The sequence below is a fragment of the Flavobacterium sp. NRK1 genome, from assembly GCF_024054175.1.
GTDB lineage: Bacteria > Bacteroidota > Bacteroidia > Flavobacteriales > Flavobacteriaceae > Flavobacterium.
The window spans coordinates 348,437-371,424 of sequence record NZ_JAMXLA010000001.1 but is presented as its reverse complement, the minus strand read 5'-3'; the positions used below and the strand labels follow the sequence as shown (position 1 = coordinate 371,424).

At 35.9% G+C, this 22,988-nt stretch carries 23 protein-coding genes; 8 read left to right on the top strand and 15 right to left on the bottom strand.

The window, feature by feature from the left end:
* Positions 1-58 precede the first annotated feature (58 nt).
* The 3 genes from NHE85_RS01860 to NHE85_RS01850 form a co-directional block, all read right to left on the bottom strand.
* Positions 59-658 (bottom strand): porin family protein, encoded by a 600-nt coding sequence (locus NHE85_RS01860; RefSeq protein ID WP_252809131.1) that lies wholly within the window; start codon positions 656-658, stop codon positions 59-61.
* A 124-nt stretch (positions 659-782) separates the two neighbouring features.
* The gene (locus tag NHE85_RS01855) at positions 783-1,625 is read right to left on the bottom strand and encodes an SDR family oxidoreductase (protein ID WP_252809129.1); all 843 of its coding nucleotides are present in this window, start codon (positions 1,623-1,625) and stop codon (positions 783-785) included.
* Between the two features lie 147 nt (positions 1,626-1,772).
* Positions 1,773-4,379 (bottom strand): fibronectin type III domain-containing protein, encoded by a 2,607-nt coding sequence (locus tag NHE85_RS01850; protein WP_252809127.1) that lies wholly within the window; start codon positions 4,377-4,379, stop codon positions 1,773-1,775.
* 633 nt (positions 4,380-5,012) lie between these two features.
* Here NHE85_RS01850 and NHE85_RS01845 point away from each other — a divergent pair.
* The gene (locus tag NHE85_RS01845) at positions 5,013-6,086 is read left to right on the top strand and encodes a sensor histidine kinase (RefSeq protein WP_252809125.1); all 1,074 of its coding nucleotides are present in this window, start codon (positions 5,013-5,015) and stop codon (positions 6,084-6,086) included.
* Positions 6,083-6,814, top strand: coding sequence for a LytTR family DNA-binding domain-containing protein (locus tag NHE85_RS01840; protein ID WP_252809123.1), 732 nt, complete (start codon positions 6,083-6,085; stop codon positions 6,812-6,814). The genes NHE85_RS01845 and NHE85_RS01840 overlap by 4 nt, the downstream gene beginning before the upstream one ends.
* Before the next feature lie 16 nt (positions 6,815-6,830).
* Here NHE85_RS01840 and rluF read toward each other — a convergent pair whose 3' ends face one another.
* Genes rluF through NHE85_RS01820 form a run of 4 tightly spaced genes read right to left on the bottom strand, consistent with a single transcriptional unit; the run spans position 6,831 to position 10,489 of the window.
* Positions 6,831-7,697: a 23S rRNA pseudouridine(2604) synthase RluF gene (gene rluF, locus NHE85_RS01835; RefSeq protein WP_252809121.1), complete on the bottom strand. Its 867-nt coding sequence runs from the start codon at positions 7,695-7,697 to the stop codon at positions 6,831-6,833.
* Between the two features lie 25 nt (positions 7,698-7,722).
* A complete protein-coding gene (locus NHE85_RS01830) occupies positions 7,723-8,568 on the bottom strand; it encodes an alpha/beta fold hydrolase (protein ID WP_252809118.1) in 846 nt (281 codons plus the stop codon).
* Positions 8,569-8,612: 44 nt separating this feature from the next.
* The gene (locus NHE85_RS01825) at positions 8,613-9,392 is read right to left on the bottom strand and encodes a zinc ribbon domain-containing protein (protein ID WP_252809116.1); all 780 of its coding nucleotides are present in this window, start codon (positions 9,390-9,392) and stop codon (positions 8,613-8,615) included.
* A 2-nt stretch (positions 9,393-9,394) separates the two neighbouring features.
* Positions 9,395-10,489, bottom strand: coding sequence for a Nif3-like dinuclear metal center hexameric protein (locus tag NHE85_RS01820; RefSeq protein ID WP_252809113.1), 1,095 nt, complete (start codon positions 10,487-10,489; stop codon positions 9,395-9,397).
* A 184-nt stretch (positions 10,490-10,673) separates the two neighbouring features.
* On the opposite strand from NHE85_RS01820, the gene lpxK reads away from it, so the two are divergent.
* Together lpxK and NHE85_RS01810 are read left to right on the top strand one after the other, a co-directional pair.
* Positions 10,674-11,699 (top strand): tetraacyldisaccharide 4'-kinase, encoded by a 1,026-nt coding sequence (gene lpxK, locus NHE85_RS01815; RefSeq protein ID WP_252809111.1) that lies wholly within the window; start codon positions 10,674-10,676, stop codon positions 11,697-11,699.
* On the top strand, positions 11,671-12,483 hold the full coding sequence (locus tag NHE85_RS01810; protein WP_252809109.1) for a purine-nucleoside phosphorylase: 813 nt from the start codon (positions 11,671-11,673) through the stop codon (positions 12,481-12,483). Before lpxK ends, NHE85_RS01810 begins: the two co-directional genes overlap by 29 nt.
* A 94-nt stretch (positions 12,484-12,577) precedes the next feature.
* Here NHE85_RS01810 and gap read toward each other — a convergent pair whose 3' ends face one another.
* Together gap and lipA are read right to left on the bottom strand one after the other, a co-directional pair.
* Positions 12,578-13,579, bottom strand: coding sequence for a type I glyceraldehyde-3-phosphate dehydrogenase (gene gap / locus NHE85_RS01805; protein ID WP_252809107.1), 1,002 nt, complete (start codon positions 13,577-13,579; stop codon positions 12,578-12,580).
* A gap of 98 nt (positions 13,580-13,677) precedes the next feature.
* Complete coding sequence (gene lipA, locus NHE85_RS01800; protein ID WP_252809105.1) at positions 13,678-14,568, bottom strand: lipoyl synthase; 891 nt, start codon at positions 14,566-14,568, stop codon at positions 13,678-13,680.
* A 146-nt stretch (positions 14,569-14,714) separates the two neighbouring features.
* Here lipA and NHE85_RS01795 point away from each other — a divergent pair, with 146 nt between their 5' ends.
* Positions 14,715-15,188, top strand: a complete 474-nt coding sequence (locus NHE85_RS01795; protein WP_252809103.1) for a protease complex subunit PrcB family protein — start codon at positions 14,715-14,717, stop codon at positions 15,186-15,188.
* A 54-nt stretch (positions 15,189-15,242) separates the two neighbouring features.
* Here the strand turns inward: NHE85_RS01795 and NHE85_RS01790 are convergent, their stop codons facing one another.
* The gene (locus tag NHE85_RS01790) at positions 15,243-16,079 is read right to left on the bottom strand and encodes an energy transducer TonB (RefSeq protein WP_252809101.1); all 837 of its coding nucleotides are present in this window, start codon (positions 16,077-16,079) and stop codon (positions 15,243-15,245) included.
* A 139-nt stretch (positions 16,080-16,218) separates the two neighbouring features.
* Here NHE85_RS01790 and bla point away from each other — a divergent pair, with 139 nt between their 5' ends.
* The gene (gene bla / locus NHE85_RS01785; RefSeq protein ID WP_252809099.1) at positions 16,219-16,947 is read left to right on the top strand and encodes a BlaB/IND/MUS family subclass B1 metallo-beta-lactamase; all 729 of its coding nucleotides are present in this window, start codon (positions 16,219-16,221) and stop codon (positions 16,945-16,947) included.
* Here the strand turns inward: bla and NHE85_RS01780 are convergent.
* From NHE85_RS01780 to recF, 5 genes are all read right to left on the bottom strand, one after another.
* On the bottom strand, positions 16,944-17,510 hold the full coding sequence (locus tag NHE85_RS01780) for an RNA polymerase sigma factor (RefSeq protein WP_252809096.1): 567 nt from the start codon (positions 17,508-17,510) through the stop codon (positions 16,944-16,946). The genes bla and NHE85_RS01780 overlap by 4 nt on opposite strands.
* Positions 17,501-18,607: a glycosyltransferase gene (locus NHE85_RS01775; RefSeq protein ID WP_252809094.1), complete on the bottom strand. Its 1,107-nt coding sequence runs from the start codon at positions 18,605-18,607 to the stop codon at positions 17,501-17,503. Before NHE85_RS01775 ends, NHE85_RS01780 begins: the two co-directional genes overlap by 10 nt.
* 106 nt (positions 18,608-18,713) lie before the next feature.
* The gene (murB, locus tag NHE85_RS01770) at positions 18,714-19,727 is read right to left on the bottom strand and encodes a UDP-N-acetylmuramate dehydrogenase (protein ID WP_252809092.1); all 1,014 of its coding nucleotides are present in this window, start codon (positions 19,725-19,727) and stop codon (positions 18,714-18,716) included.
* Positions 19,728-19,773: 46 nt separating this feature from the next.
* Complete coding sequence (locus NHE85_RS01765) at positions 19,774-20,445, bottom strand: DUF2461 domain-containing protein (protein ID WP_252809090.1); 672 nt, start codon at positions 20,443-20,445, stop codon at positions 19,774-19,776.
* Between the two features lie 73 nt (positions 20,446-20,518).
* Complete coding sequence (recF, locus tag NHE85_RS01760; RefSeq protein WP_252809087.1) at positions 20,519-21,598, bottom strand: DNA replication/repair protein RecF; 1,080 nt, start codon at positions 21,596-21,598, stop codon at positions 20,519-20,521.
* Between the two features lie 145 nt (positions 21,599-21,743).
* Here recF and NHE85_RS01755 point away from each other — a divergent pair, with 145 nt between their 5' ends.
* Together NHE85_RS01755 and ribH are read left to right on the top strand one after the other, a co-directional pair.
* Positions 21,744-22,520, top strand: a complete 777-nt coding sequence (locus NHE85_RS01755) for a tol-pal system YbgF family protein (RefSeq protein ID WP_252809086.1) — start codon at positions 21,744-21,746, stop codon at positions 22,518-22,520.
* A gap of 2 nt (positions 22,521-22,522) precedes the next feature.
* Positions 22,523-22,988 (top strand): 6,7-dimethyl-8-ribityllumazine synthase (gene ribH / locus NHE85_RS01750; RefSeq protein ID WP_252809084.1); only part of this gene is annotated, 466 nt, incomplete at its 3' end.

The window sequence follows — 22,988 nt, the reverse complement described above, 5'->3', positions numbered from 1 at the left end:
TCTTTTAAATACAAAAAATCCCGGATTAATTAATAGTCCGGGATTTTTTAGATTATAATTAAAATTTGTATCCTACTGAAAGCTGGAATACATCATTTTGTACACTATCGTCGCCCTCATTTATTTTTGTAATACCTGCATTATAGCGTGCCTGGAAAAATAGTCCCATTGGTAAATCATATGCCAAACCGCCTATAATTCCAAAATCTAAAGCTTTTGTGTCATCTTTAAAGTCATACTCATTCTCTCCAAAACCACTTGCTTCAGCTTTTATTTTAGCTCCAAGACGATAACCTATCTGAGGACCAGCTTCAATACTGAATCCTTCGATAATATAATACTTGGCAACAACAGGAAGTATAAGGTAATCCATTTTCCATGTGGTTTTTACCTTGATGCCTGTGTCTGCGTCTATCCCATCATACTTCATACCCTGTTGAGAATAAAGTAATTCAGGCTGGATAGAGAATTCTTCTGTAAGCTTAAACTCCGCAACAGCTCCTGCGTGGAAACCTGTTCGCGTTTTTACATCGTCAGGAATGTCTCCTGTTAGAGTAGCAAAGTTTACACCTGCTTTTACACCGTACTTAATTTCTTGAGCTTTTGCTGTAAATCCAATAGCAAATAATAGTGCTGTAGATAAAATGATTTTTTTCATGTGATTGAATAATTTGGTGGCGCGAAAGTAATAACTTTTGATCATAAAAAAATCCCCATTTATGGGGATTTGAATATTAAATAACATTCCTTAAAAAATAAAAATTAATTGACTCTTTTCTTTACTAATAATCAGTAGATGTTGTCAACTCTTTCAGATTCTCAAACGCTGCCATCTGACTTTCAAATTTAGTAGTTGCCCTGCGGTAAGCATCGCTGCCAAGTAATAAATACAAGGGAGGATTTTCTTCAAAGGCCGTCTGTATCATAATGGCAGCTCCTTTTTCCGGATTTCCGGCCTGCTTGCCGTCCATATTCTGATAATTGTGAAGTGTTTCATTAATGGTTTTATAACCACTTTCAGTTTTTTGTGGTAATGATAAAGATTCTTTAGACAGGAAACTTGTTCTGAACGCACCAGGAGCTACAACAGTAACCGTAATGCCCAATGGTTTTACATCTTGTGCCAAACCTTCCGACATACCAATAACTGCTGACTTTGTGGAAGAATAGGCCGACCAGCCCGAACCCGGTGCAATACCGGCGATAGAGGCTATATTAATAATGTGCCCTGCTTGCTGTTTTCTCATTAAAGGTAATGTATGACGTATTGTATTGAATACTCCAAAAACATTAATATCAAAAGCACTGCGAATATCATTGTCGCTTACATCTTCCAAACTTCCGCCAATTCCGTAACCTGCATTATTAATTAAAACATCTATACCGCCAAATGCAGTTTCAGTTTTTGCTATAGCTTCTTTTACCGATGTGTCACTGGCTAAATCTACCTGCAGGGGTAAGAAGTTTTCACTTGTGCTGTCAACAGCTTTAATGAGTTCATCTGTAGTACGTGATGTTGCTGCTACTTTCTGGCCTAAATCCAGTAGTTGCCTTACCAGTAGTAATCCGAATCCTTTGGAAGCACCCGTTATAAACCATATTTTTTGTTGCTTGTTAGTTTTCATAATATATATTGTTTAATACTACAAAGTACGCAAAATAATATAAGGCTTTGGTTGCAGGCTTCAAATGCTTAATTGTATAAATCAAACATAAGAAAAAAGTACAGGCGCCCTAAAGCGCCTGTACGGAGTTTAATTAATCAAATTATGTTACTCCTTAATTATTTTTATTCTTTTTGACTGACCTTCGCCTATAATATTCACCAGGTATGCGCCAGCAGAAAGCTTTTGAAGATTAAGTGTAGTGTTTTGGCTGTTTACATTTTCGCTATGTACAAGCTGGCCTGTAATGCTGTATACTTCTACTTTTTCAATCGTAACGTTGGCGTCAAGATTAAGCACATCTTTTACGGGGTTAGGATAAACTGTAAGGCCTTTCAGGTCTGCATTGCCAAGACCTGCAACTGCATCTGTAGTAAAACTTACAGATTCCCATCCGCTCCATGAAGGGCCACACTGTGCTCTAACATATACATAATAGGTAGTTTCGGAATCAAGTTCGTCAAGATTAACTGTTAATTCCGAACTATTTTCACCTTCAGTTGGAGGGGTATCTGTAGTAGAAACGTAATACTGATAAACACTTAATGTAGCATTGCCTGTTGTAGCAGCTTCCCATGTTATAGTAGCTGTAGTGTCAGTAACATTGGTCGCTTGTAAATTAGTTGGTTCACCACAATCTATTTCCTCAATTAAGAAATCATCAACATAAATATTTCCCTGTCCTGCTTCGCTGTACGCATTAAAGCCAAAATAATAAACGCCTGATTCCGGTAGGTTAAAGTATTCAATAGAATTTTGAGACTGAGTGCCACCTGTTATACCTTCGTGAGTTGCAAAATTATTGCCTATTATCCATTCAGGATTAGGGTTTGAATTTAAAGTTACCCTAAGATTCTCTGTAGTTGTTTCGCTATTGTTACCGTATTTATAAGATACTTTATATAATGTACCGGCAGTAATTTCTATACCTTGGGTAAAGAACCATGCGTTTGCAGCTTCTTCTGTACCTGTATACACAAGTGCATTGCTTGTAAATTCATTGCCCGGATTATTAATTGTTACCCAGTTGCTGCCTGTTGGAGCATCTAAGGCTATTGTACATTCCGGTATTGCAGGTGCAGTAACCGATTCAAAATCTAATGAATAAGGAACAGTTGTAGTCTCACATGCAGGAGTTGTAAATGTTATACTCTCACTCCAGTCTCCAAATAACGGGCCACACTGGCTTTGAACAAAAATGTAGTATGTTGTTCCTGGTGCAAGGTCTGTAAGCTCTTTAGTTAATCCGGTTACATATTCACCGCTTTCCGGAGCTGCATTTTCCGTAGGATGTGCTACAAGATATCCTAAGCTCGTGTTTTCTTCAGGTGTTTCCCATGTAATTGTAGCCGAAGTTGTAGTTATGTCAGACACTGATACGTTAACAGGAACTCCACAATCCCAGTCTTTAACTTCAATATTATCTACATAAAGGCTGCCTTGTGAGGCATCGCTATGTGCATTGAATCCAAAATAATAAACACCGGAGGCAGGTACTGTAATGATTCCTGATGTATATGTTGCAGCTGTGCCTCCTGTAATATCAGTCATATCACTTATAGTTCCAATAGAAGAAGCGGCATTAGGACTGGTAGCCATTACAACCTGTAATTTTTCAGATGTTTCTTCACTATCATTACCATAAGTATATCTTATTTTGTAAAAATTACCTGCAGTAAGTTCTATGCCTTGTGTAAAGAACCATGCGTTTGCAGGTTCATCATTACCGGCATATTCCATAGCATTGTTTGTAAAACCGTTTCCAGGATTATTTGCAGTTACCCACTGGCTGCCTGTTTCTGCTTCAGATGTAGCAATACATATTGGAAGCTCTGGTGCGGTGGCTATTTCAAAGTATTCAGAATACGGAACTGTAGTTGCCGCACATTCCGGAGTTGTAAAAGTAACTGCTTCATTCCAGTCACCATACACTGGTCCACACTGGCTGCGTACAAAAAGATAGTAAGTAGTTCCCGGAGCTAAATCTGTAACGTTTACACTGGTTGTAGGCTCATATTTTAAATCAGGTGGGCCTGCAGGTGGTGTATTAGTATTCATATAAGCGTAATGATATACACTAAATGAATCATTGTTATTGTTTTCAGTTGCATTCCATGAGAACGTAGCAGAAGTAGAGGTTAGATTAGAAACACTTATACCTGTAGGTGTATTACATGTAGAAGGCTCAATAACTATATCATCTAAATATAAATTGCCTTGTGAGGCTGCGCTATTAGCGTGAAATCCAAAATAGTAAGTGCCTGTTCCCGGAGCAGGGAAGAAATCTATAGAAAGAGTTTGTGCTTCTCCGCCTGTTATACCGGCGTGTGTTTGAAAAACAGTTCCCGATACACCTGTATCGGTACCATAAGTTACTACAAGATCTTCGCTGGTAGTTGTACTGTTATTTCCATATTTATAAGATATTTTATACCATGTTCCTTCTGTCATAACAATGCCTTTGGTAAAAAACCAGGCGTCAGCAGTATTTGCATTTCCGGAATATTGTAAAACATTGTTTTCAAATCCATTACCCGGATTGTTTGCAGTCATCCAGCTATTACTGCCGCCTGATGCAGTTGCTGTAGCACATTCGGGAATGGCTGGAACGGTTACAGATTCGAAATCTTCTGTGTAATAGCTCAGCGCGTCACACTCCTGAGCCCAGCTTTGAGCTGTTAGCAGCAGCCCAAAAAATAAGGTAATTTTTTTCATAGTTTTTTATTTAATTTAGAAGTTTTGCTAATATATAAAGTTAACTTTATGATTATCAGTAATATGTATATATAACAAAATTATTATTATTGTTACATATATAGGTTTTTACCTAATAAAAAATTATAAAATCACAAAATTGAAGCTTTTAATAATATATCCTTATTGAATTTTTTATTTCGGTAAGTTTTGGTTATGGTCTCTTCGACTAATTGAACACGCAAATGTTCAATTCTTGTTAAAGTATTATTAAATGTTATATTTTTTATTATTTATATAATAATCTACGAATACGTTTTCTTAAATAGTATTATTTGTGAAATTATGAAGTGAGACTTTTATTATTTAGAAACCATTCATCCTAAATAAATTGCCACTCATCATAAATTTAATTATGTAAGAAATTTATTGGCCTATATTTGAAATATCAAAATCAACCAGCCTGAAAAGGTATAAAACACAAAAAGTTATGATAACACTGGCTATTTATATTTTAGAGACCATTGTACACTTTATTATGTCTTTTTTTTAATGCTCAAATAAATTAAATCATCAATCAAAAAAATCTTTTTAATTTGAGTAGTTATTATCAGGCAATGAAAGCATTGCCTGATTTTTTTAGAAAATAAAAGAATGCAGTTATTAAAAAGCACAAAATATCACATTTACACTTCGCTTATATTTGTTATATATATATTATGTTCGCTAACACTTAGCAAAGTTTCTTACCGTATAAAGTATCCCGAAAAAATGATGGACGGTACTGTAATACCTTATTATATATGCGAGGGTGTGGTATGTGGTATTGTAGCATATATGTTATCTAACATTATATTATATTTTGTAGAACGCCTCATAAAATTTGACGATCTAAAAAATGCGGCTATTTTAAAAGTTATTCTGGTCTTTTTTTTGGTTGTAATATCCTATAGTTTTGCGATCTGGCCTTTACTAGATCTTGTTTATTTTGGTTTTATGCATACACACGCCGGGCTTACAACCTTTATGATGGTTTTGAATATTCCTTATTTTAGTGCTGTTTTTACTATTTGGCTCTTTATAATTATTGCTATAAAAGCTTACAGGCATATTAATGAGGTCAAAATGAATCAGCTTAAGCTGGAGTCTAACTTAAGAGAATCGCAGCTTAATACGCTAAAGGGACAAATAAACCCTCATTTTATGTTCAACAGCCTTAATAATATAAGAGGGCTTATACTTGAAGATGCACCCAGGGCAAGGGATATAATAACCAGGCTTTCTGAGATGCTGCGTTACAGCCTTACCAAAAATGATGTAAATACAATTACTATAAAAGAGGAGTTGCAAACTGTAGAGAATTACATAGAAATATCTAAGATTCAGTTTGAAGAACGCCTTAAGTTTAGTATGAATGTAGCCCCTGAAATACTGGCAATAGTTATTCCTCCAATGGTAATACAGATGCTCATAGAAAATGCGGTAAAACATGGTATTGGAAATATTAAAAATGGGGGAGAGGTACGATTAAACGTTGCTAAAATTAACGATGAGCTTATTATCTTAGTAGAAAACAGCGGTACACTTTCAATTGCACAGGAGTCAACAAAACTCGGGCTTGCAAATATTAAACAAAGGCTTTTATTATTATATGGTGCAAAAGCCAGTTTTACACTCATAGAAAACGATAATTTTGTAGAAGCTAAAATTATAATCCCTTTGGTATGAATACCATAAAAACGATAATAGTAGAAGATTCAAGACTTGCCCGCAATGAGCTGAAAGAGCTTATTAAAATGCATGAGGAAATCGAAATTGTGGGAGAGGCTGAAAATGTTGACAGTGCTTATACACTCATTAATGAGTTGAAGCCACAACTTATATTTCTGGATATAAATATGCCGGAAAAAGATGGTTTTGAATTACTTGAAATGCTTGATGAGGTTCCTGTAACGGTTTTTACTACTGCCTTTGATGAGTATGCTATAAAATCATTTGAGTATAATGCTCTTGATTACCTTCTTAAACCAATAAACCAAAAAAGGTTTACAGATGCTGTACAAAAAATAAAAGATAAAATTAATAGTGAACCGACACCAAATAACTCATCTACTGACTTTTTGAATGAAGAAAGTCAGATATTTATAAAAGATGCTGAAAAATGCTGGCTTGTAAAAATTGGTGAAGTATTTCTTTTTGAAATAGTAGGCAATTATACACGCGTTTACTTTAAAGATTGCAAACCTCTTATATATAAGTCACTACATCAGGTAGAGGAGCGTTTGCCTCACCATATATTCTTCAGGGCAAACAGGCAGCAGATTATTAACCTTAAATATATAAATACGGTAGATAACTGGTTTAATGGTAAACTTAAAGCCACAATGCAAAACGGTGCCGAAATAGAAATTTCACGCCGTCAGTCATCTTTATTTAAAGATATGCTCAGTCTTTAAGTTTTAATCTAAAATTTTAGTCCTTCTTTTTAGGTCCGCCGGGTCTTCTGTTATTATTTAAAGGCTTAGCAGGTCCGTTATTTCTGCTTTGTGGCCTGTTAGGATTTGATGGCCTGCGTGCTGCAGATATTCTTTGTGTGGGCTGTTCTTTTGGTAAGCTGGCTTCTTCTGTTTTACTGGACGGTTCTATAAGTGTATTCAGTTCTTTTATTTCGGCGGCAGTAAGTTCTCTGTACCTGCCAATGGGTACATCCAAAGAGATGTTTATAATTCGTATGCGCTTTAAAGCTGTTACATCATAACCCAGGTATTCACACATACGGCGTATCTGGCGGTTAAGTCCCTGCGTAAGCACAATACGGAATATGTATTTGCTTATTTGTTCTACTTTACATTTGCGGGTAACAGTATCAAGAATAGGTACGCCATTACCCATACGTTGGATAAACCTATCGGTAATGGGTTTATTTACGGTAACTATATATTCTTTTTCATGATTGTTCCTGGCACGAAGTATTTTGTTTACTATATCGCCATCATCAGTCATAAAAATCAGGCCTTCACTGGCTTTGTCCAGCCTGCCTATCGGGAAAATACGTTTAGGATAATTAATATAATCTACAATATTATCCCTAACATCAGGATTGGTTGTACATTCTATGCCCACGGGTTTATTAAATGCCAGATAAATGTTTTTACCGGCTTTTTCCTTAATAAGCTTTCCATCTATTCGGATTTCATCTTCCGGTGTAACTTTAGTTCCCATTTCGGGTACAATACCGTTAATGGTAACACGGCCTTCTTCAATAAGTTTATCGGCTTCCCTTCGGGAGCAATAACCGGTTTCAGATATAAATTTATTGAGGCGTTTCGTTTCTTCCATATTGCAAAATTACGACAATTGTAACTTATTTCTCAAATAAGAAAGAATATATAGTATTGTATAATGCATCACCATGCATACTGTGCCCAAGTCCTTTTGTAGTTATAAATTTTGCATCGGGCCATGCTGCGGCTATTTTTTTACCTTCTTTAAAAGAAACCACAGTGTCATTCACATCATGAGCAATAAGTCCTTTTATTTTGATTTTAGAAGCAAATATGCTTCCTGAGAATTCATGTGTTTTTATCCTGAAATGCTCAAAAAAATGTTTTTCCATCAGTTGAAAAACATTGCTGTTAAGACTGAGCATTCCTGCGTAATTCTTAAGAAGAGTATTAAGGTCGCATGGTGCGCCTAGTACAGCAAGCTTTTTTATATAATCATTTTGATAATGCGACTGAAAATATAAAGCGGTGGCTCCACCTAAAGAATGTCCTACCAAATAATCGGGTTTTACTTTTTGTACTACCACATTCACAAATTCTGCATAACGCGGCATGCTGAATTCTGAACCTGATGATAATCCATGCGCAGGGGCATCAAGAGCGATGATAGTAGCCCCTGATTTTTTTAGGTAGCCTATAAATTCTTCCCAGCGTGATGCGTTGCTTTCCCAGCCGTGCATAAGTAGCACCTTAGTGCTGTTACCCTGCCAGGTGTACATCTGGAAAACAAAATCATTGTGGGTAATCATTTCGGCATCAGCTTCCCTTAATATTTCTGGGAGATCTTCTTTTATAAGCTTACCATCGCGCGGATGGCTAAAAAACTTATAAGCAAGCCAGCTGGCCTTTTTAGGATATATAAAGCTCAGGAGATTAATGTATAACCCCAAAGATTTAGAAATGAGAAAGGTTAGTATTTTTTGCATTGAGAACTAAAAAAAATCCCCGCCTTGGCGGGGATTTTCAGTAATTATATTTTAGAGAATAATTGCTCCATTTTTTCTTTTTCTTCTTCAGCCAGCACGCTGTCAACAAGAATACGCCCACTGTGCTCATCAGTAATGATTTTTTTGCGGGCTGCAATTTCCATTTGTGTCTGCGGTGGTATAGTAAAGAAAGAACCTGCAGAAGCTCCTCTTTCTATAGAAACTACAGCAAGGCCATTTCTAACACTACTTCTTATTCTGTTATAAGCAGCTAAAAGTCTTTCTTCAATTAATCCCTGATATTCAGCAGATTTTTCAGTAAGGAAAGTTTCTTCTTTCTGAGTTTCAGCCATAATTGCGTCAAGCTCAGATTTTTTGTGGCTTAAGTGAGATGATTTTGCATCAAGTCTTTCTGAAGACTGGGCAATAACTTCTTTTTTGTGTTCAATAGAAGCTTTCATCTCTTTGATGTGCTTTTCAGCAAGTTGTATTTCAAGCTCCTGAAATTCAACTTCCTTAGTAAGAGAGTTGAACTCACGGTTGTTACGCACATTTTTTTGCTGTTCAGTATATTTTTTTATAGCAGCTTTATGGTCTTCAATAGCCACTTTTTTATCTTTTATCTGCTCCTCAATAGATTCAAGGTCTGTTTTCAGTTTTTCAAGCCTTGTGCTTAATCCGGCAACTTCGTCTTCAAGATCTTCTACTTCAAGAGGAAGTTCGCCTCTCACGTTCCTGATTTCGTCTATTCTTGAATCAATTAACTGTAAATCATAAAGTGCCCTTAATTTGTCTTCAACACTTAGTTCCTTGATATTCGCCATATTTATAAGTACTTAACTGGATTTGTATTTTCTTCCGATAAAATGAATGCAAAATTAGGGATTTTTTTCGTAAGATAATCAACTATATAGTTTTTTGTATATCTTTCGCTTTCAAAATGCCCTATATCAGCCAGTAAAAGCTTGCCTTCAGCTTCATAAAACTGATGGTATTTTAAATCGGCGGTAAGAAAAGCATCTGCTCCTGCGGCAATTGCACTCTTAATGGCAAAACTACCCGATCCGCCTAATACAGCTACTTTTTTTATTTTTTTTCCTGTAAATGCACTATGTCTTATTCCGTTTGCATCCATTTTTTCTTTTACAAAATTAAGAAAAGCTGTCTCGTCCATAGGTTCTTCCAGTTCTCCTGTCATTCCTAAACCTATATTTTGATGAGTGTTATTCAAACTGTAAATCTCATAAGCGACCTCTTCATAAACGTGATTATTAAAAAGGGCTTTAAGAATTTTCGCTTCAAGATGTTTTTCAAAAGTAACTTCAATTTTAATTTCCTTCGCTTCTACAAATTCACCCGGAATACCAATTTCAGGATTGCTGTTTTCATTGCCCTGATAAGTTCCTAATCCCTGTGAGTTAAAACTACAGTTTTCATAATTACCTATATTGCCTGCTCCGGCATCAAAAAGTGCATTTCGCAATTTTTCAAGATTCTCTGGTATTGTATAGGTTACCAGTTTTCGAATATAATTTTCTTTAGGGATAAGAATTTTGGTGTTGGTTAGTCCTAAAACATCGCAAAATATTTTATTGACGCCATTTTTATGGTTGTCTAATGCTGTATGTACCGCATATATAGCAATGTCATTTTTAATAGCTTTTATTATAGACCGCTCAACATAGTTTTTACCCGTAATTTTTTTTAATCCCGAAAATAATATAGGGTGAAAGCAAACTATGAGATTACAGTTTTTAGTAATGGCTTCGTTTATTACAGTTTCCAGTGCATCATGACATACTAAAACTCCGGTAGCTTCATCACTGGCATTGCCTGTAAGCAGTCCTACGTTGTCAAAATCTTCTGCATAGGCTAGGGGAGCCATTTGTTCTAGTACTGAAAGTATGTCTTTTATTTTCATAATTGGAATTGATGTGTTGCAAAAGTAGCATTAATAATTATTGTTGGGTTATGTTTAAAAAATATGCAATTAATTTAAAAAGGTTTCTAATGTTTTAGGTAAAAAATATATGTAAGTGCTATCGACGTAAATTTATGAACCTAAAAAATTATCTTTGCTGTTATAGTAATCCATATATTTTTAAATGAAATTTTTACGCAAGCTTTTATTACCATTTTCTTTAATTTATCTGATAATTACTGCAGTGCGTAATTTTTTATACAATATAGGGTTTTTTAAATCTTTTGTGTATTCTCAACCTGTAATAGCTATTGGCAACTTAAGTACAGGCGGAACAGGTAAAACACCCCAAACGGAATATCTTATACGCCTTTTATCAGATAAATACAGAGTAGCTACATTAAGCAGGGGATATAAAAGAAAATCAAAAGGCTATGTTTTAGGAAGTACTAGCAGTAGCGCTGCTATGCTTGGCGATGAGCCCTTTCAATTCTATAAAAAGTTTCCTAACATTCGTGTCGCTGTAGATGCCGACAGAAAAAATGGGATCGATCAATTGCTTTTACTTTCGCCAAAGCCCCAGGTAATTCTTTTAGATGATGCCTATCAGCATCGCAGCGTGAAAGCCGGATTTTATATATTGCTTACTTCTTATGGCGATATTTATCCGGATGATTTTCTGCTGCCGGCAGGAAACCTTCGTGAAAGCAGGAGTGGAGCTACAAGAGCTAAAATTATTATTGTAACCAAGTGCCCGATTGCTTTAAGTAAAAAGCAACAGCAGGATATTATAAAAAAAATTAAACCGTTACCATACCAAAAAATATTTTTTACCTCTATAGAATATGATGATGAAGTATATTCTGAAATTGGCAGACGTAATGTTAATGATGTAAAATATATGAATAAGGCTCTGGTTGCAGGTATTGCTAAGCCTGAACCGTTTTTTAATTATTTACATCAGCCTGAAGATGAAGTATTAGCGTATCCGGATCATCATGATTTTACGGAAAGTGAACTTGTTTACTTAGAAGAACTTTCAAGAAAAAAAATAATTATAACAACCGAGAAAGATTATATGAGGTTAAGGGGTAAACTGCCGAAAGATAAGTTGTTTTACCTCCCAATAAAAAGCCGTTTTCTTTCTGATAGTGATGATTTTGATAAAACCATTTTAGAGTATGTGGGAAAAAGTACAGGAAACAGCTAAATATATTTCGGATAAAACAGGTTTTGCACCGAAGTATGGAGTTATTTTAGGCTCAGGATTAGGTAGCTTTACAGATGATATTGATGTAGAGTTTACACTCAATTATAACGAGATACCTAATTTTCCTGTGTCAACTGTAAAGGGTCATTCAGGCTGCCTCGTATTTGGGAAGATAGGCCAAAATAATGTTGTAGCTATGAAAGGACGCTTTCATTACTATGAGGGTTATACTATGCAGGAGGTTACTTTTCCGGTTAGGGTAATGAAAGCTTTGGGAATAGATAAACTTATTGTGTCGAATGCATCGGGAGGTGTAAATCCATTTTATAAAGTAGGTGACATTGTTATTATTTATGATCATATCAATTTTTTTCCTGAGCATCCGTTAAGGGGTGAAAATGATGAGCGTTTTGGTCCGCGATTTTTAAATATGCATGAAGCTTATAGTAGAAAAATGATTGCCAAAGCTAAAGAAATTGCATTAGCAAAAGAAATAGATGTAAAAGATGGTATCTATCTGGGTTTGCAGGGACCTACATATGAAACGATGTCTGAATACAGAATGGTTAAAATAGTGGGAGCTGATTGTGTTGGAATGTCAACAGTGCCGGAAGTAATTGTGGCGCGCCACATGAATATGGAAGTTTTCGGACTTTCAGTTATAACCGATATGGGTAATGAAGAAGGTATAGAATCTCTAAGCCATGATGAGGTGCTTGAAGCTGCAAAAAAAGCAGAACCCCAAGTGAGAGCACTTATAAAGGAGCTTATTATTAAATATTAAAGTTTTATTTTTTGTCATTCTGAACGTATGAAACGGAGTGAAGAATCTCTATAGAGATTGCTTCTCGTCCTAATGACAAAAAAACGATTAAAATTTACCTTTCTAAAAATAAAATAAGGTCTATTATTCTTGACGAATATCCTATCTCATTATCATACCAGCCTACTACTTTTACCATTCTGTCTATAACTGATGTTAATTGAGAATCAAAAAGGCAGGAGTTCCGGTTGCCTAAAATATCTACCGATACTATAGGGTCTTCTGTATATGCTAATATGCCTTCCAGCTCATTTTCGGCAGCCGCTTTAAAAGCAGCATTTATTTCTTCAATACTTACTTCACGCTTTACGTAACAGGTAATATCTGTAAGTGATCCGTCAGGTACAGGAACGCGTATTCCGCTTCCGCCTATTTTACCATCAAATTCAGGGAATATTTTTGTTAGTGCCTTAGCAGCACCAGTTGTAGTAGGTACAATAGATTGTGATGCTCCGCGTGCTCTGCGTAAGTCTTTATGGGGCTGGTCGTGCAGGCTTTGGTCTGTAGTGTAAGAGTGTACCGTTGTAATATATGCCTGTTCTATTCCGCATAAATCATTAATGATTTTCATCATAGGAGCAGCATTATTTGTGGTACAGCTGGCATTAGATATTACAGTTTCAGTGCCGTCCAGTATGTGTTCATTAACGCCCAATACTACTGTTTTAATACGGTCATCTTCCGGCGGGGCAGAAAGAATTACTTTTTTAGCTCCGGCTTCCAGATGTGCATTAGCATCTTCAAGTGTTTTAAACTTTCCTGTAGATTCTACAACAATATCAATTCCTAATGATTTCCAGTTTTGGTCGGCAGCATTTTTGTTTCTTAAAAAAAGGTAGGGTTTACCGTCTATTATCAGACTGTCTTCGGTATGAGATACATCATAAGGTAATATGCCGTGTATGCTGTCGTATTTTATAAGATGCGCCATAGTGCGGGCATCTGCAATATCGTTTATGGCAACCACCTCTATAGAAGGGTGGTTTATCAGTAGCCTGAAAAGGTTTCGGCCTATGCGGCCAAAACCGTTAATGGCAATTTTTGTTTTTGTAGTCATTTGTTTCGTACGGTTGTCATTCCGACGATAGGAGGAATCTCAATAGAGATTCTTCATTCCGTTATACTGCATTCAGAATGACATTCTGACTTAAAAAATTATAATATATGTTTTTGTGCTTTGTATGATGAACGTACAAGCGCACCGCTTTCTACATGGCGGAAACCAAGCTCAAGTCCTATTTTTTCATACTTTTCAAACTGTTCAGGAGTAATAAACTCTTTTACAGGAAGGTGTTTTTTACTTGGCTGCAGGTATTGCCCGATAGTAAGTACATCAAGGTTTACACTGCGAAGGTCGTGCATAGTCTGTATCACTTCCTCTTCAGTTTCGCCAAGGCCAAGCATAATGCCTGATTTTGTACGATTAATACCGTTGTCTTTCAGGTAGCGTAATACCTCAAGGCTACGCTCATATTTTGCCTGAATACGTACCTCACGGGTTAGCCTTTTTACAGTTTCCATATTGTGTGATACAACTTCAGGAGCAACCTCAATAATACGGTCTATATTTCTTTCTATACCCTGAAAATCCGGTATTAGTGTTTCAAGCGTAGTGTTAGGGTTCATTCTGCGGATAGCTTTAACGGTTTCTGCCCAAATTATAGAGCCACCGTCTTTAAGGTCATCACGATCTACACTGGTTACTACAGCGTGCTTAATATTCATAAGCTTAATAGAACGGGCTACTTTTTCAGGTTCATCCCAATCTACCGTTTCCGGGCGTCCGGTTTTAACACCGCAAAAGCCGCATGAACGTGTACAGGTATTACCCAGTATCATAAATGTAGCAGTTCCTTCACCCCAGCATTCGCCCATGTTTGGGCAACTGCCCGATGTACATATAGTATGCAGCTTGTATTTGTCCACAAGGCCGCGAAGTTCAGTATATTTTTTGCCTGTAGGTAACTTTACTCTAAGCCATTTGGGCTTTTGTGTAAGCAATCCGTTAGAGGCAGTAGGTTTTATAGTGTCTAAAACAGTTTCCATAGATAAAAACGTTGAGATGCAAAGATACTACTTATTTGTATAACAGCAGCTATTTTTGACTTATGTGCAAAGCTGTCACAATCATTGGTAGGGATGTTATTTATTTTCTTAATTTCGGCAACTTAATTTAATCAAACCAATTATTTATGAAAAAAATTGTTTTAGCAGCTTTTGTATTAATCTCTCTTATTGGATGCAGTAGTGATAATAATGAACAAACCGGAGGGGCAAATAATACTCCTGTGGAACTTGAGTTTACAACTTTAAAAAAAGGTGATGGAAGTGGTTCAAATGCTGAAATTACACCCTATTATTATATAATACGAACTGATGAGAAATGGAATGACTTTAAATTTAAAGTTAAAACGTTTAGCAATACAGTTGTGAATTTTTCAAATTATGAGGTTATAGCTGTATTTGATCAATACAGGCATGAATTGGGATACGATATTGAAATAACATCTGTTACTAAACAGGATGGAAAAGTAACAGTAAAAATTAAAAAGACTGAACCTCAGGAAGGAGAGCCTGTGCCAGCTTTAGATTCTCAGCCTTATCATGCGGTTACTATAAAAAAAACCGGTTTACCGGTAGTTTTTGAGGAGAATCAGCCTCAATAGATATTTAGCAGATAATAATATTAAGAAGTAAGCCCCTAAAAAGGGGCTTACTTCTTAATGCGTTTTTACGGTTATGGGCAGACTGTATGCAGTCCTTACAGCTTTACCACCTTTCATTCCCGGTTTCCATGTAGCTTTAAGAGATTTTAAAACCCTTACCGCTTCTGCTCCCAAGCCGTAGCCGGGATCTCTTGTAGCTTTAATATTGCTTAGCGTTCCGTCGGTCTCTACTACAAATGATACGAGAACTTTTACTGTTGAGGTTTCAATATCGGGAGTTCTGAATCTGTCAGCAACATCTTTATAAAACTCTTTCAAACCGCCCGGGTAAAGAGGAGCAACGTCTACAAAAGTTTCAATTGCATCACCTGTACCGGCTGTAGTAGTTGTTGTGCTTGTTAAAGATGTTCCTGTACCCGGTGTTAAAGAAATTTGTGTGCTGGTCCCCTGAGTAGAGTTTGCAGCCGGAACAGCATTTTCAAAATCACTTGTTGTGGGTAGGGTGGGCGTAGGTTCTGATGTTGCTGTAAATGGCCTCAATTCTATCGTAGGTACATTACTTTGTGCAGGTGCTGCTGCCGGAGCAGCAGGCTCTTCTACAATTGGTTCAGGTTTGGGTTTGGGTGTTTCAGGCATTTTAAAAGGCTCTACTTCTATAGTTGTGGGAGTAATTTCTACACCTGTAAGTTCGTCTGGTATTGGCAGTGGCTTTAAGCGACTTGCAATAGCAGGTATTCCTACTAACAGAGCAATTACACCAAGACCTGCAAAAAAAGCAAGTATGGTAGTTTTTGAGTCTTGTTTACGTAGTTGGTAGGCTCCGTAATTTTGATTGCGACCTTCAAAAACAAGGTCAATCCATCCGTGATCGAAAACACTAACTTTTGACATTGTAAGATGATTTTGGTTGTTAATAATGATTTATATTAACTAAAACGTTTTCGAAAACATTTATATTGTAAATAAATTCATAAATATTTGTAAGATTAATAGAAGGGGATGTTTTTTCAATAATTATTATATTTGAACTATGAAAAAGATTTTAATAGGAATGATTGCTATGTTGTTTTCTGTTTTAGCTTTGGCGCAAAACGGAAATACAAAACTAAAATTTACTAAAATCAGCAATACTATTTACAGTTATACAACGTATCACTTATTTTCCGGAAATCCTTTTCCTTCAAACAGTGCTTATTTGGTAACAAATAAAGGGGTGGTGTTGTTTGATACCCCTTGGGATGAAACCCAGTTTCAGCCACTTTTAGATAGCATAGAGAAAAAGCATAATAAGAAAGTAATAATGTGTATTGCCACTCATTTTCATGATGACAGATCTGCAGGGCTTGAATATTTTGCCAATAAAGGTATTGCAACTTATACATCAAAATATACAAAAGAGCTCTCGGTTAAAAATGGTAATAAGATAGCGCAGCATACTTTTGAAAAAGATACTGTTTTTAATGTTGGTGGTTATCGTTTTGAAACCTTTTATCCCGGAGAAGGACATACCCGCGATAATATAGTAATATGGTTTCCAAAGGAAAAATTTCTTTATGGAGGGTGTTTTATTAAAAGTGTTGAAAATAACAGTCTGGGTAATATTGCTGATGCGAATGTAGAAGCCTGGGATGAGTCTGTTATTAAACTAATGGAAAAATACCCTTCTCCTAAGTATGTGCTTCCGGGCCATTTTAAAGGTTCTAAAGGAAATAAGGCATTGAAACATACTTTAAAGCTGCTTCAAAAAAATGGAGATTAATTTTTCTTGCTGATGATTTCTGCAAGCAGTTTTTTAGCACGTAGTAATTTTACTTTTACGTTATTAAGAGGTTCATTAAGCTGGCCGGCAATTTCCTGATAGCTGAGTTCCTGAAAATAGCGAAGCTGAATTACTTCCTGATACTGAGGCTTTAGTTTTTTTATACACTCTAAAAGGCTTGAAAGATTTTGCTCTTTAATAAGTTTATCTTCCGGAGAAGGGGAGCTGTCTGCAACATTATAAGCCTGCTGATCTTCTTCGTCAGTAATTTCAATAAACAGCGATGATCGTTTTTTACGAAGCAGGTCTATGTGTACATTTTTTGCAATAGCAATAAGCCAGGTGTTAAAAGCATATTCCGGATTGTATGTAGCTATTTTGTCAAATGCTTTGGCAAAAGTTTCAATTGCTATATCTTCTGTGTCAGCTTCGTTTTCTGTACGTTTTAGCATAAAACCATAAACCTCGTTCCAGAAAAAATCAAGCAAAAAGGTAAAGGCAACCTGGTCGCCTGTTTTTCCTTTTTCTATATGTTGCTGTATTATTTGAGAGTTTATTTCCAATGGGCAGGTTTTGAAAACAAATTGTTAAAGAAAACGTTCAGTTGTGTGAAGATAAGGATTATTTCAATAACCGGATACCAGTAAACGGTATCTTTTTCTTTTAATTTAGCCGCACTATAGCCCATTGTAAGCCAGCTTCCCAGATACCTGACAGCAACAACAGGAACCATAAACATCCAGTTGTATTGCAACGCAAAAAGAACTATGGCTAATGTGATAAACAAAAACTGTGAAAGGAAAAATAACCTTAACTGAAACCTGTCTCCAAACCTGAAAAATTTAGAAATAAAAACCTGTCTTCTCTTTTGTTTTTTCCATGCTCCGAAAGATTTTTTAGGCTCACAATGCGTAAAGCTTTCAGGGGTGTAACAAATTTTGGTATTCTTTTTTGTAGCCGCCTGATTAAGAAAAAGTGCATCTTCACCCATACGGATACTCATATGGTCTATATATCCGTTTACTTTAAAAAACTCATCTTTTTTATAAGCCAGATTTCGGCCTTCACCTGAAAACGGGCTGCCAATTTTTGCCCATGCAAAATGCTGGGTAGCCGTTAGCATATTATCAAAACGGATAAGTTTATTTAGAAAAGAATTTTTTACCTTTTCATAAGCACCATATCCTAAAACTATAGTTTTGTTTGCTGTAAACTGAGATGTCATGTGAGTTATCCAGTCTTTAGAAGTAGGGTAGCAGTCAGCATCTGTAAACAGCAGATATTCTTTACGGGCCGCTTTTATGCCAAGAGTAAGCGCGTATTTTTTATTACCCCAAAAAGCTTCATTGTTGGCAACTTTTACTAGGCGTATATTACTATACTGCTTTTCGAATTCTTCAAAAATATCCAATGTGTCATCACTTGAAGCATCATCAATAAGTACAATTTCAAAGTCAGGATAGTTTTGTTCTGCCAGCAGCGGAATAAATTGTTTCACTTTCTCCGCCTCATTCTTAGCGCATACAATTACAGAAACCGGAACTTTTTTAGGAGTAATTTCCTGTGCATGTGCAAAAGCAAATTTTCCAAAAATTATAAGGTAATATACCAGCTGTATTACAACAACAGCTATAAATGCATAAAAAATAATGTTAAGCATATAGGCGGGGCGGCATTTTTGTTTTCAGCTGCAAAATTAGTTAAAAGTGTTCACTGTTTGCTGTTAAGTAATCAGTTTTTTGAACGTTTAATTTTGAATCGCATTTTTATATTATATTAACCTCTGCTTCAATAGCAATACCGAAATTTTCAAATACAGTATTCTGAATTTTTTTAGAAAGATCAAGTATTTCCGTGCCTGTAGCATTTCCGTAATTTACAAGTACCAAAGCCTGTTTTGCATGCACTCCGGCATCGCCAAAACGTTTGCCTTTAAAACCGCTTTGTTCTATTAACCAGCCGGCAGGTACTTTAACTTCAGTGTCAGATACTTTGTAGTGTGGCATCGTAGGATGGAGTAAATAGGCCTTCTCAAATTCTTGGGCTGTTATAATGGGGTTCTTGAAAAAACTACCGCTGTTGCCTAGTTCTGCCGGATTAGGTAATTTGCTTTGGCGAATTGCCGTAACAGCTTCACTTACATCTTTAATAGTTGGTATAACAACATTGTTTTTAGTTAGTTCTGCTGCAATGTCTCCATAAGAAGTGTTGATTTTATGATTTTCTGTGGTTAACTTAAAAGTAACCGATACTATAATGTACTGATCTTTTAGTTTGCCTTTAAAAATGCTTTCACGATAGGCAAATTCACATTCTTCTTTAGTAAAGGTTTTAATTTGCTGTGTAGCAATATCCATAGCTTCACAAGAAACAAAAGTGTCTTTAATTTCAGTGCCGTATGCGCCAATATTCTGAATAGGGGTAGTGCCTACATTGCCAGGAATAAGCGAAAGATTTTCTAAACCGCCAAGATTATTGCTTATACAGAACTGAACAAATTCATGCCAGTTTTCGCCTGCCATTGCTTTTACTTCAGCAAAACCATTTTCAGATTTTATTACTTCTTTACCTTTTAAATCTATATGTACTACAAGAGCATCAATATCTCGTGTAAGCAGCATGTTGCTGCCTCCACCGAGTATAAACAGTTTTTTGTTTTTATTCTGTTTAAGTACTTCTGCAAGCTCAGTAATAGTATGTACCTGAATAAATTCTTTTGCCAATGCACTTATGCCAAATGTATTGTGGTTTTTTAAAGGATAATTAGCAATGATTTCCATAATATATGTACGGTTGGTTTTTGTGGTGCAAAAGTAGTTTAAAAGCTTATTCTGTAGTTAGGCCGCGGTTTAAAAATTCTACGAGCGGTTTTAATACTAAAAGTTTTTTAGATGTTTCTTTAATAAAGTCTTTGCTTTCAATTTCTTTATCAGAGATTTTTGCCACAGCTACAAAATTTTTTAGTTTAAGAAATTCTATAGCTGGGTGGTCTTTAGGATAATCTTTTGGGGCTTTCTTAAGCGAGTTGTTTTCAGTGCGTTCAAGACCTCCATATATTTTTTTGAAATCAGCATCTGCAACAATATCTTCAAGGTCTTCATAAAAACCGGCTATTTCACTGCGTATTTTTTTAAGGTCATTAGCGTCAGGATTATAAACTCCGGCAGCAATAAAACCGGCACCTTTTTCTATATGTACATAGTAACCTGCCAGGTTTGTGTTTTTGTTGCCTGTACTCATCCATATACCCATATTGGTTTTGTATGGCGATTTGTCTTTAGAGAACCGGATGTCTTTATTGATCCTGAAAGAACAGTCTTTAAATTCCAAATGGCTTAGCGATTCATCTCCTTTGCTCATTTCTGCAACAAAGGCTTCAACCATCCGGCGATAGTCTTTTTTATATTCTTCGTATCTTTTTTGATTGGCCTGAAACCATTCCCGATAGTTATTTTGTTTAAGATCTTCAAGAAACTGAAGGCTGTCTTTTGATATCATGATGTCTGGATTAGTATCGTAAAATTATTGATTTTTAACTCATTGTCCAACAAACAAATTATAGTATGGATAATTACATATTAAAGATCTTATAACTCTGATGTGTGGATTTAACTATATTTTCTGTTCGCTCCGGATGGGTGTCAGAAATGAATATCTGCCCAAAAACCTTGTCATCTATCATCTGTACAATTTTAGCAACACGGGTTTCATCCAGTTTATCAAAAATGTCATCAAATAAAAGAATTGGCAATACACCGCTTTGTTTTTTAATAAATTCAAACTGAGCCAGCTTTAAGGCTATTAAAAAAGATTTTTGCTGTCCCTGTGAACCGAACTTTTTTATTGGATGCCCGTCAATTTCAAACAGAAGATCATCTTTATGTATGCCTACGCTGGTATATTGCAGTACGCGGTCACGTTGCAGGTTTTCATCAAACAGGGTTAATAATCGTTTACTATGAAGATGGCTGTCATAAACAAGGCTTACATTTTCGGTAGCATTGGTTATTGACTGATGATGTTTATTAAAAATAGGTATAAAATCTTCCAGAAACTGTTTTCGCTTTTCAAAAATAGCCTGTCCAAGTGTATCCAGCTGTTCGTTATAAATAGAAAGGGTGTCTTTGTCAAAAGTATGATTAAGTGCAAAGTATTTTAATAGTGCATTACGCTGTGCTACCACCTTTTGGTAATTTATAAGCTCCTGAAGATATGCGGCGTCAAGCTGAGATATTACACTGTCAATAAATTTTCTGCGGGTTTCACTACCTTCTACAATTAAGTCATTATCCGAAGGTGAAATAATAACTAAAGGAATAAAGCCTACATGTTCAGAGAACTTATCGTAAATTTTACCATTGCGTTTCAGAACTTTTTTCATGCCTTTTTTAAGGCTGCATACAATCTGCTCATTGCGTTGCTCTTTCTCAAAAGTACCGTCTATTACAAAAAAATCTTCGCCGTGTTTTATGTTTTGTACTGCCAGCGGGTTAAAATAGCTTTTACCATAAGCTAAATGATATATAGCGTCAAGCACATTTGTTTTTCCCACACCATTTTTTCCGGTAAAACAGTTAATCTTGGGGTCAAATTCATAATTTGCCTCGGCAATATTCTTATAGTTAAGCAGTGATAAATTCTTTAAGTACATGAAGCAAACGGAATCCTGATTGTGAGAACTTTGTATAATTTAGGGCTATTTTATAGAGAAGCCGCAAATTATCGAAAATTATCGACAAAAGATATTTTAATATTCAATAAAAATTTTATTTTTGCCACTCATTAAAATAACATAAATGGCAACGTACAACAAAAGAGGCTATAAAGCTCCCAAACCCGCAGAAATTAACGAAGTTGAACCTGTAGAAGAAACTTTTGACGGCAAAAGCACAACAGCAGAGGTGTTTAACACCCTTGATGCAGGTGCTTCGAAAACAGAAGAGTGGGTAGCTAAGAACCAAAAAGGCATTATTGTTGGTGTAGTTGTAATAGCTTTAGCTGCAGTTGCTTATTTTGGTTATAATAAAATGGTAGTAGATCCAAAAGAGAACACTGCTGCAGAAGATATGTTCCAGGCTCAGCAATATTTTGAGCAGGCTGTAAATGCACCAACAGCAAGCGATTCTTTATACAATCTTGCCCTTAACGGGGGAGAGGGTAAATTAGGTTTCCTTGGAATAATAGAAAACAATTCGGGTACAGATGCTGCTAACCTTGCACATTACTATGCAGGTACTGCTTACCTAAACACAGGTAAATATAAAGAGGCTGTAGATCAGTTAGAGCAATTTGATTCTAAAGATGAAGTTCTTAATGCTATGGCAAAAGGTGCTACAGGCGATGCTTTTGCACAGTTAAAAGATAATAAGTCGGCATTAGAGTTTTATGATAAAGCGGCTAAAGGTATAACTAACGATCTTATAACGCCACGTTATCTTTTCAAAGCAGGACAAACTGCACTTGCTTTAAACCAAAAAGAGGATGCTCTTAAATATTTTAAAGAAATAAAAGAAAAATACAGCACTTCTCAGGAAGGAGCTACTATTGATGCCTATATTGCAATGGCTGAATAAATATGGCTACAGTAAATAAAAACTTATCACAATACGATAAAAACACAGTCCCAAACGCGAAAGATTTTCGGTTTGGGATTGTTGTTTCTGAATGGAATGAAAATATAACTTCAGGCCTTTATAAAGGAGCAATAGAAGCTTTACTTGAAAATGGTGCTCTAAAGGAGAATATTGTTTCCTGGGATGTACCTGGCAGTTTTGAGCTTATTTATGGCTCTAAGCGAATGATCGATACGCAGAATGTAGATGCGGTTATTGCTATAGGAAGTGTTATACAGGGTGAAACAAAGCATTTTGACTTTGTTTGTGAAGCTGTATCGCAGGGGATAAAAGACCTTAATGTTCAAACCGATGTGCCGGTAGTGTTTTGCGTGCTTACAGATAATACTCTTCAGCAGGCTATAGACCGTAGCGGAGGGATACATGGCAATAAAGGTACTGAAGCCGGAATTGTAGCTATTAAAATGG

Bases quoted from the DNA above. Each gene is read 5' to 3' on its own strand.
- lipA (WP_252809105.1), bottom strand. From the start codon at position 14,568: ATGGAAACTGTTTTAGACACTATAAAACCTACTGCCTCTAACGGATTG.
- NHE85_RS01825 (WP_252809116.1), bottom strand. From the start codon at position 9,392: ATGGCGAATATCAAGGAACTAAGTGTTGAAGACAAATTAAGGGCACTT.
- NHE85_RS01830 (WP_252809118.1), bottom strand. From the start codon at position 8,568: ATGCAAAAAATACTAACCTTTCTCATTTCTAAATCTTTGGGGTTATAC.
- NHE85_RS01765 (WP_252809090.1), bottom strand. From the start codon at position 20,445: ATGATATCAAAAGACAGCCTTCAGTTTCTTGAAGATCTTAAACAAAAT.
- NHE85_RS01855 (WP_252809129.1), bottom strand. From the start codon at position 1,625: ATGAAAACTAACAAGCAACAAAAAATATGGTTTATAACGGGTGCTTCC.
- NHE85_RS01860 (WP_252809131.1), bottom strand. From the start codon at position 658: ATGAAAAAAATCATTTTATCTACAGCACTATTATTTGCTATTGGATTT.
- murB (WP_252809092.1), bottom strand. From the start codon at position 19,727: ATGGAAATCATTGCTAATTATCCTTTAAAAAACCACAATACATTTGGC.
- NHE85_RS01755 (WP_252809086.1), top strand. From the start codon at position 21,744: ATGGCAACGTACAACAAAAGAGGCTATAAAGCTCCCAAACCCGCAGAA.
- rluF (WP_252809121.1), bottom strand. From the start codon at position 7,697: ATGGAAGAAACGAAACGCCTCAATAAATTTATATCTGAAACCGGTTAT.
- NHE85_RS01845 (WP_252809125.1), top strand. From the start codon at position 5,013: ATGCAGTTATTAAAAAGCACAAAATATCACATTTACACTTCGCTTATA.
- NHE85_RS01790 (WP_252809101.1), bottom strand. From the start codon at position 16,079: ATGTCAAAAGTTAGTGTTTTCGATCACGGATGGATTGACCTTGTTTTT.
- NHE85_RS01840 (WP_252809123.1), top strand. From the start codon at position 6,083: ATGAATACCATAAAAACGATAATAGTAGAAGATTCAAGACTTGCCCGC.
- recF (WP_252809087.1), bottom strand. From the start codon at position 21,598: ATGTACTTAAAGAATTTATCACTGCTTAACTATAAGAATATTGCCGAG.
- NHE85_RS01810 (WP_252809109.1), top strand. From the start codon at position 11,671: ATGTGGGAAAAAGTACAGGAAACAGCTAAATATATTTCGGATAAAACA.
- NHE85_RS01795 (WP_252809103.1), top strand. From the start codon at position 14,715: ATGAAAAAAATTGTTTTAGCAGCTTTTGTATTAATCTCTCTTATTGGA.
- bla (WP_252809099.1), top strand. From the start codon at position 16,219: ATGAAAAAGATTTTAATAGGAATGATTGCTATGTTGTTTTCTGTTTTA.
- NHE85_RS01820 (WP_252809113.1), bottom strand. From the start codon at position 10,489: ATGAAAATAAAAGACATACTTTCAGTACTAGAACAAATGGCTCCCCTA.
- NHE85_RS01775 (WP_252809094.1), bottom strand. From the start codon at position 18,607: ATGCTTAACATTATTTTTTATGCATTTATAGCTGTTGTTGTAATACAG.
- NHE85_RS01850 (WP_252809127.1), bottom strand. From the start codon at position 4,379: ATGAAAAAAATTACCTTATTTTTTGGGCTGCTGCTAACAGCTCAAAGC.
- lpxK (WP_252809111.1), top strand. From the start codon at position 10,674: ATGAAATTTTTACGCAAGCTTTTATTACCATTTTCTTTAATTTATCTG.
- gap (WP_252809107.1), bottom strand. From the start codon at position 13,579: ATGACTACAAAAACAAAAATTGCCATTAACGGTTTTGGCCGCATAGGC.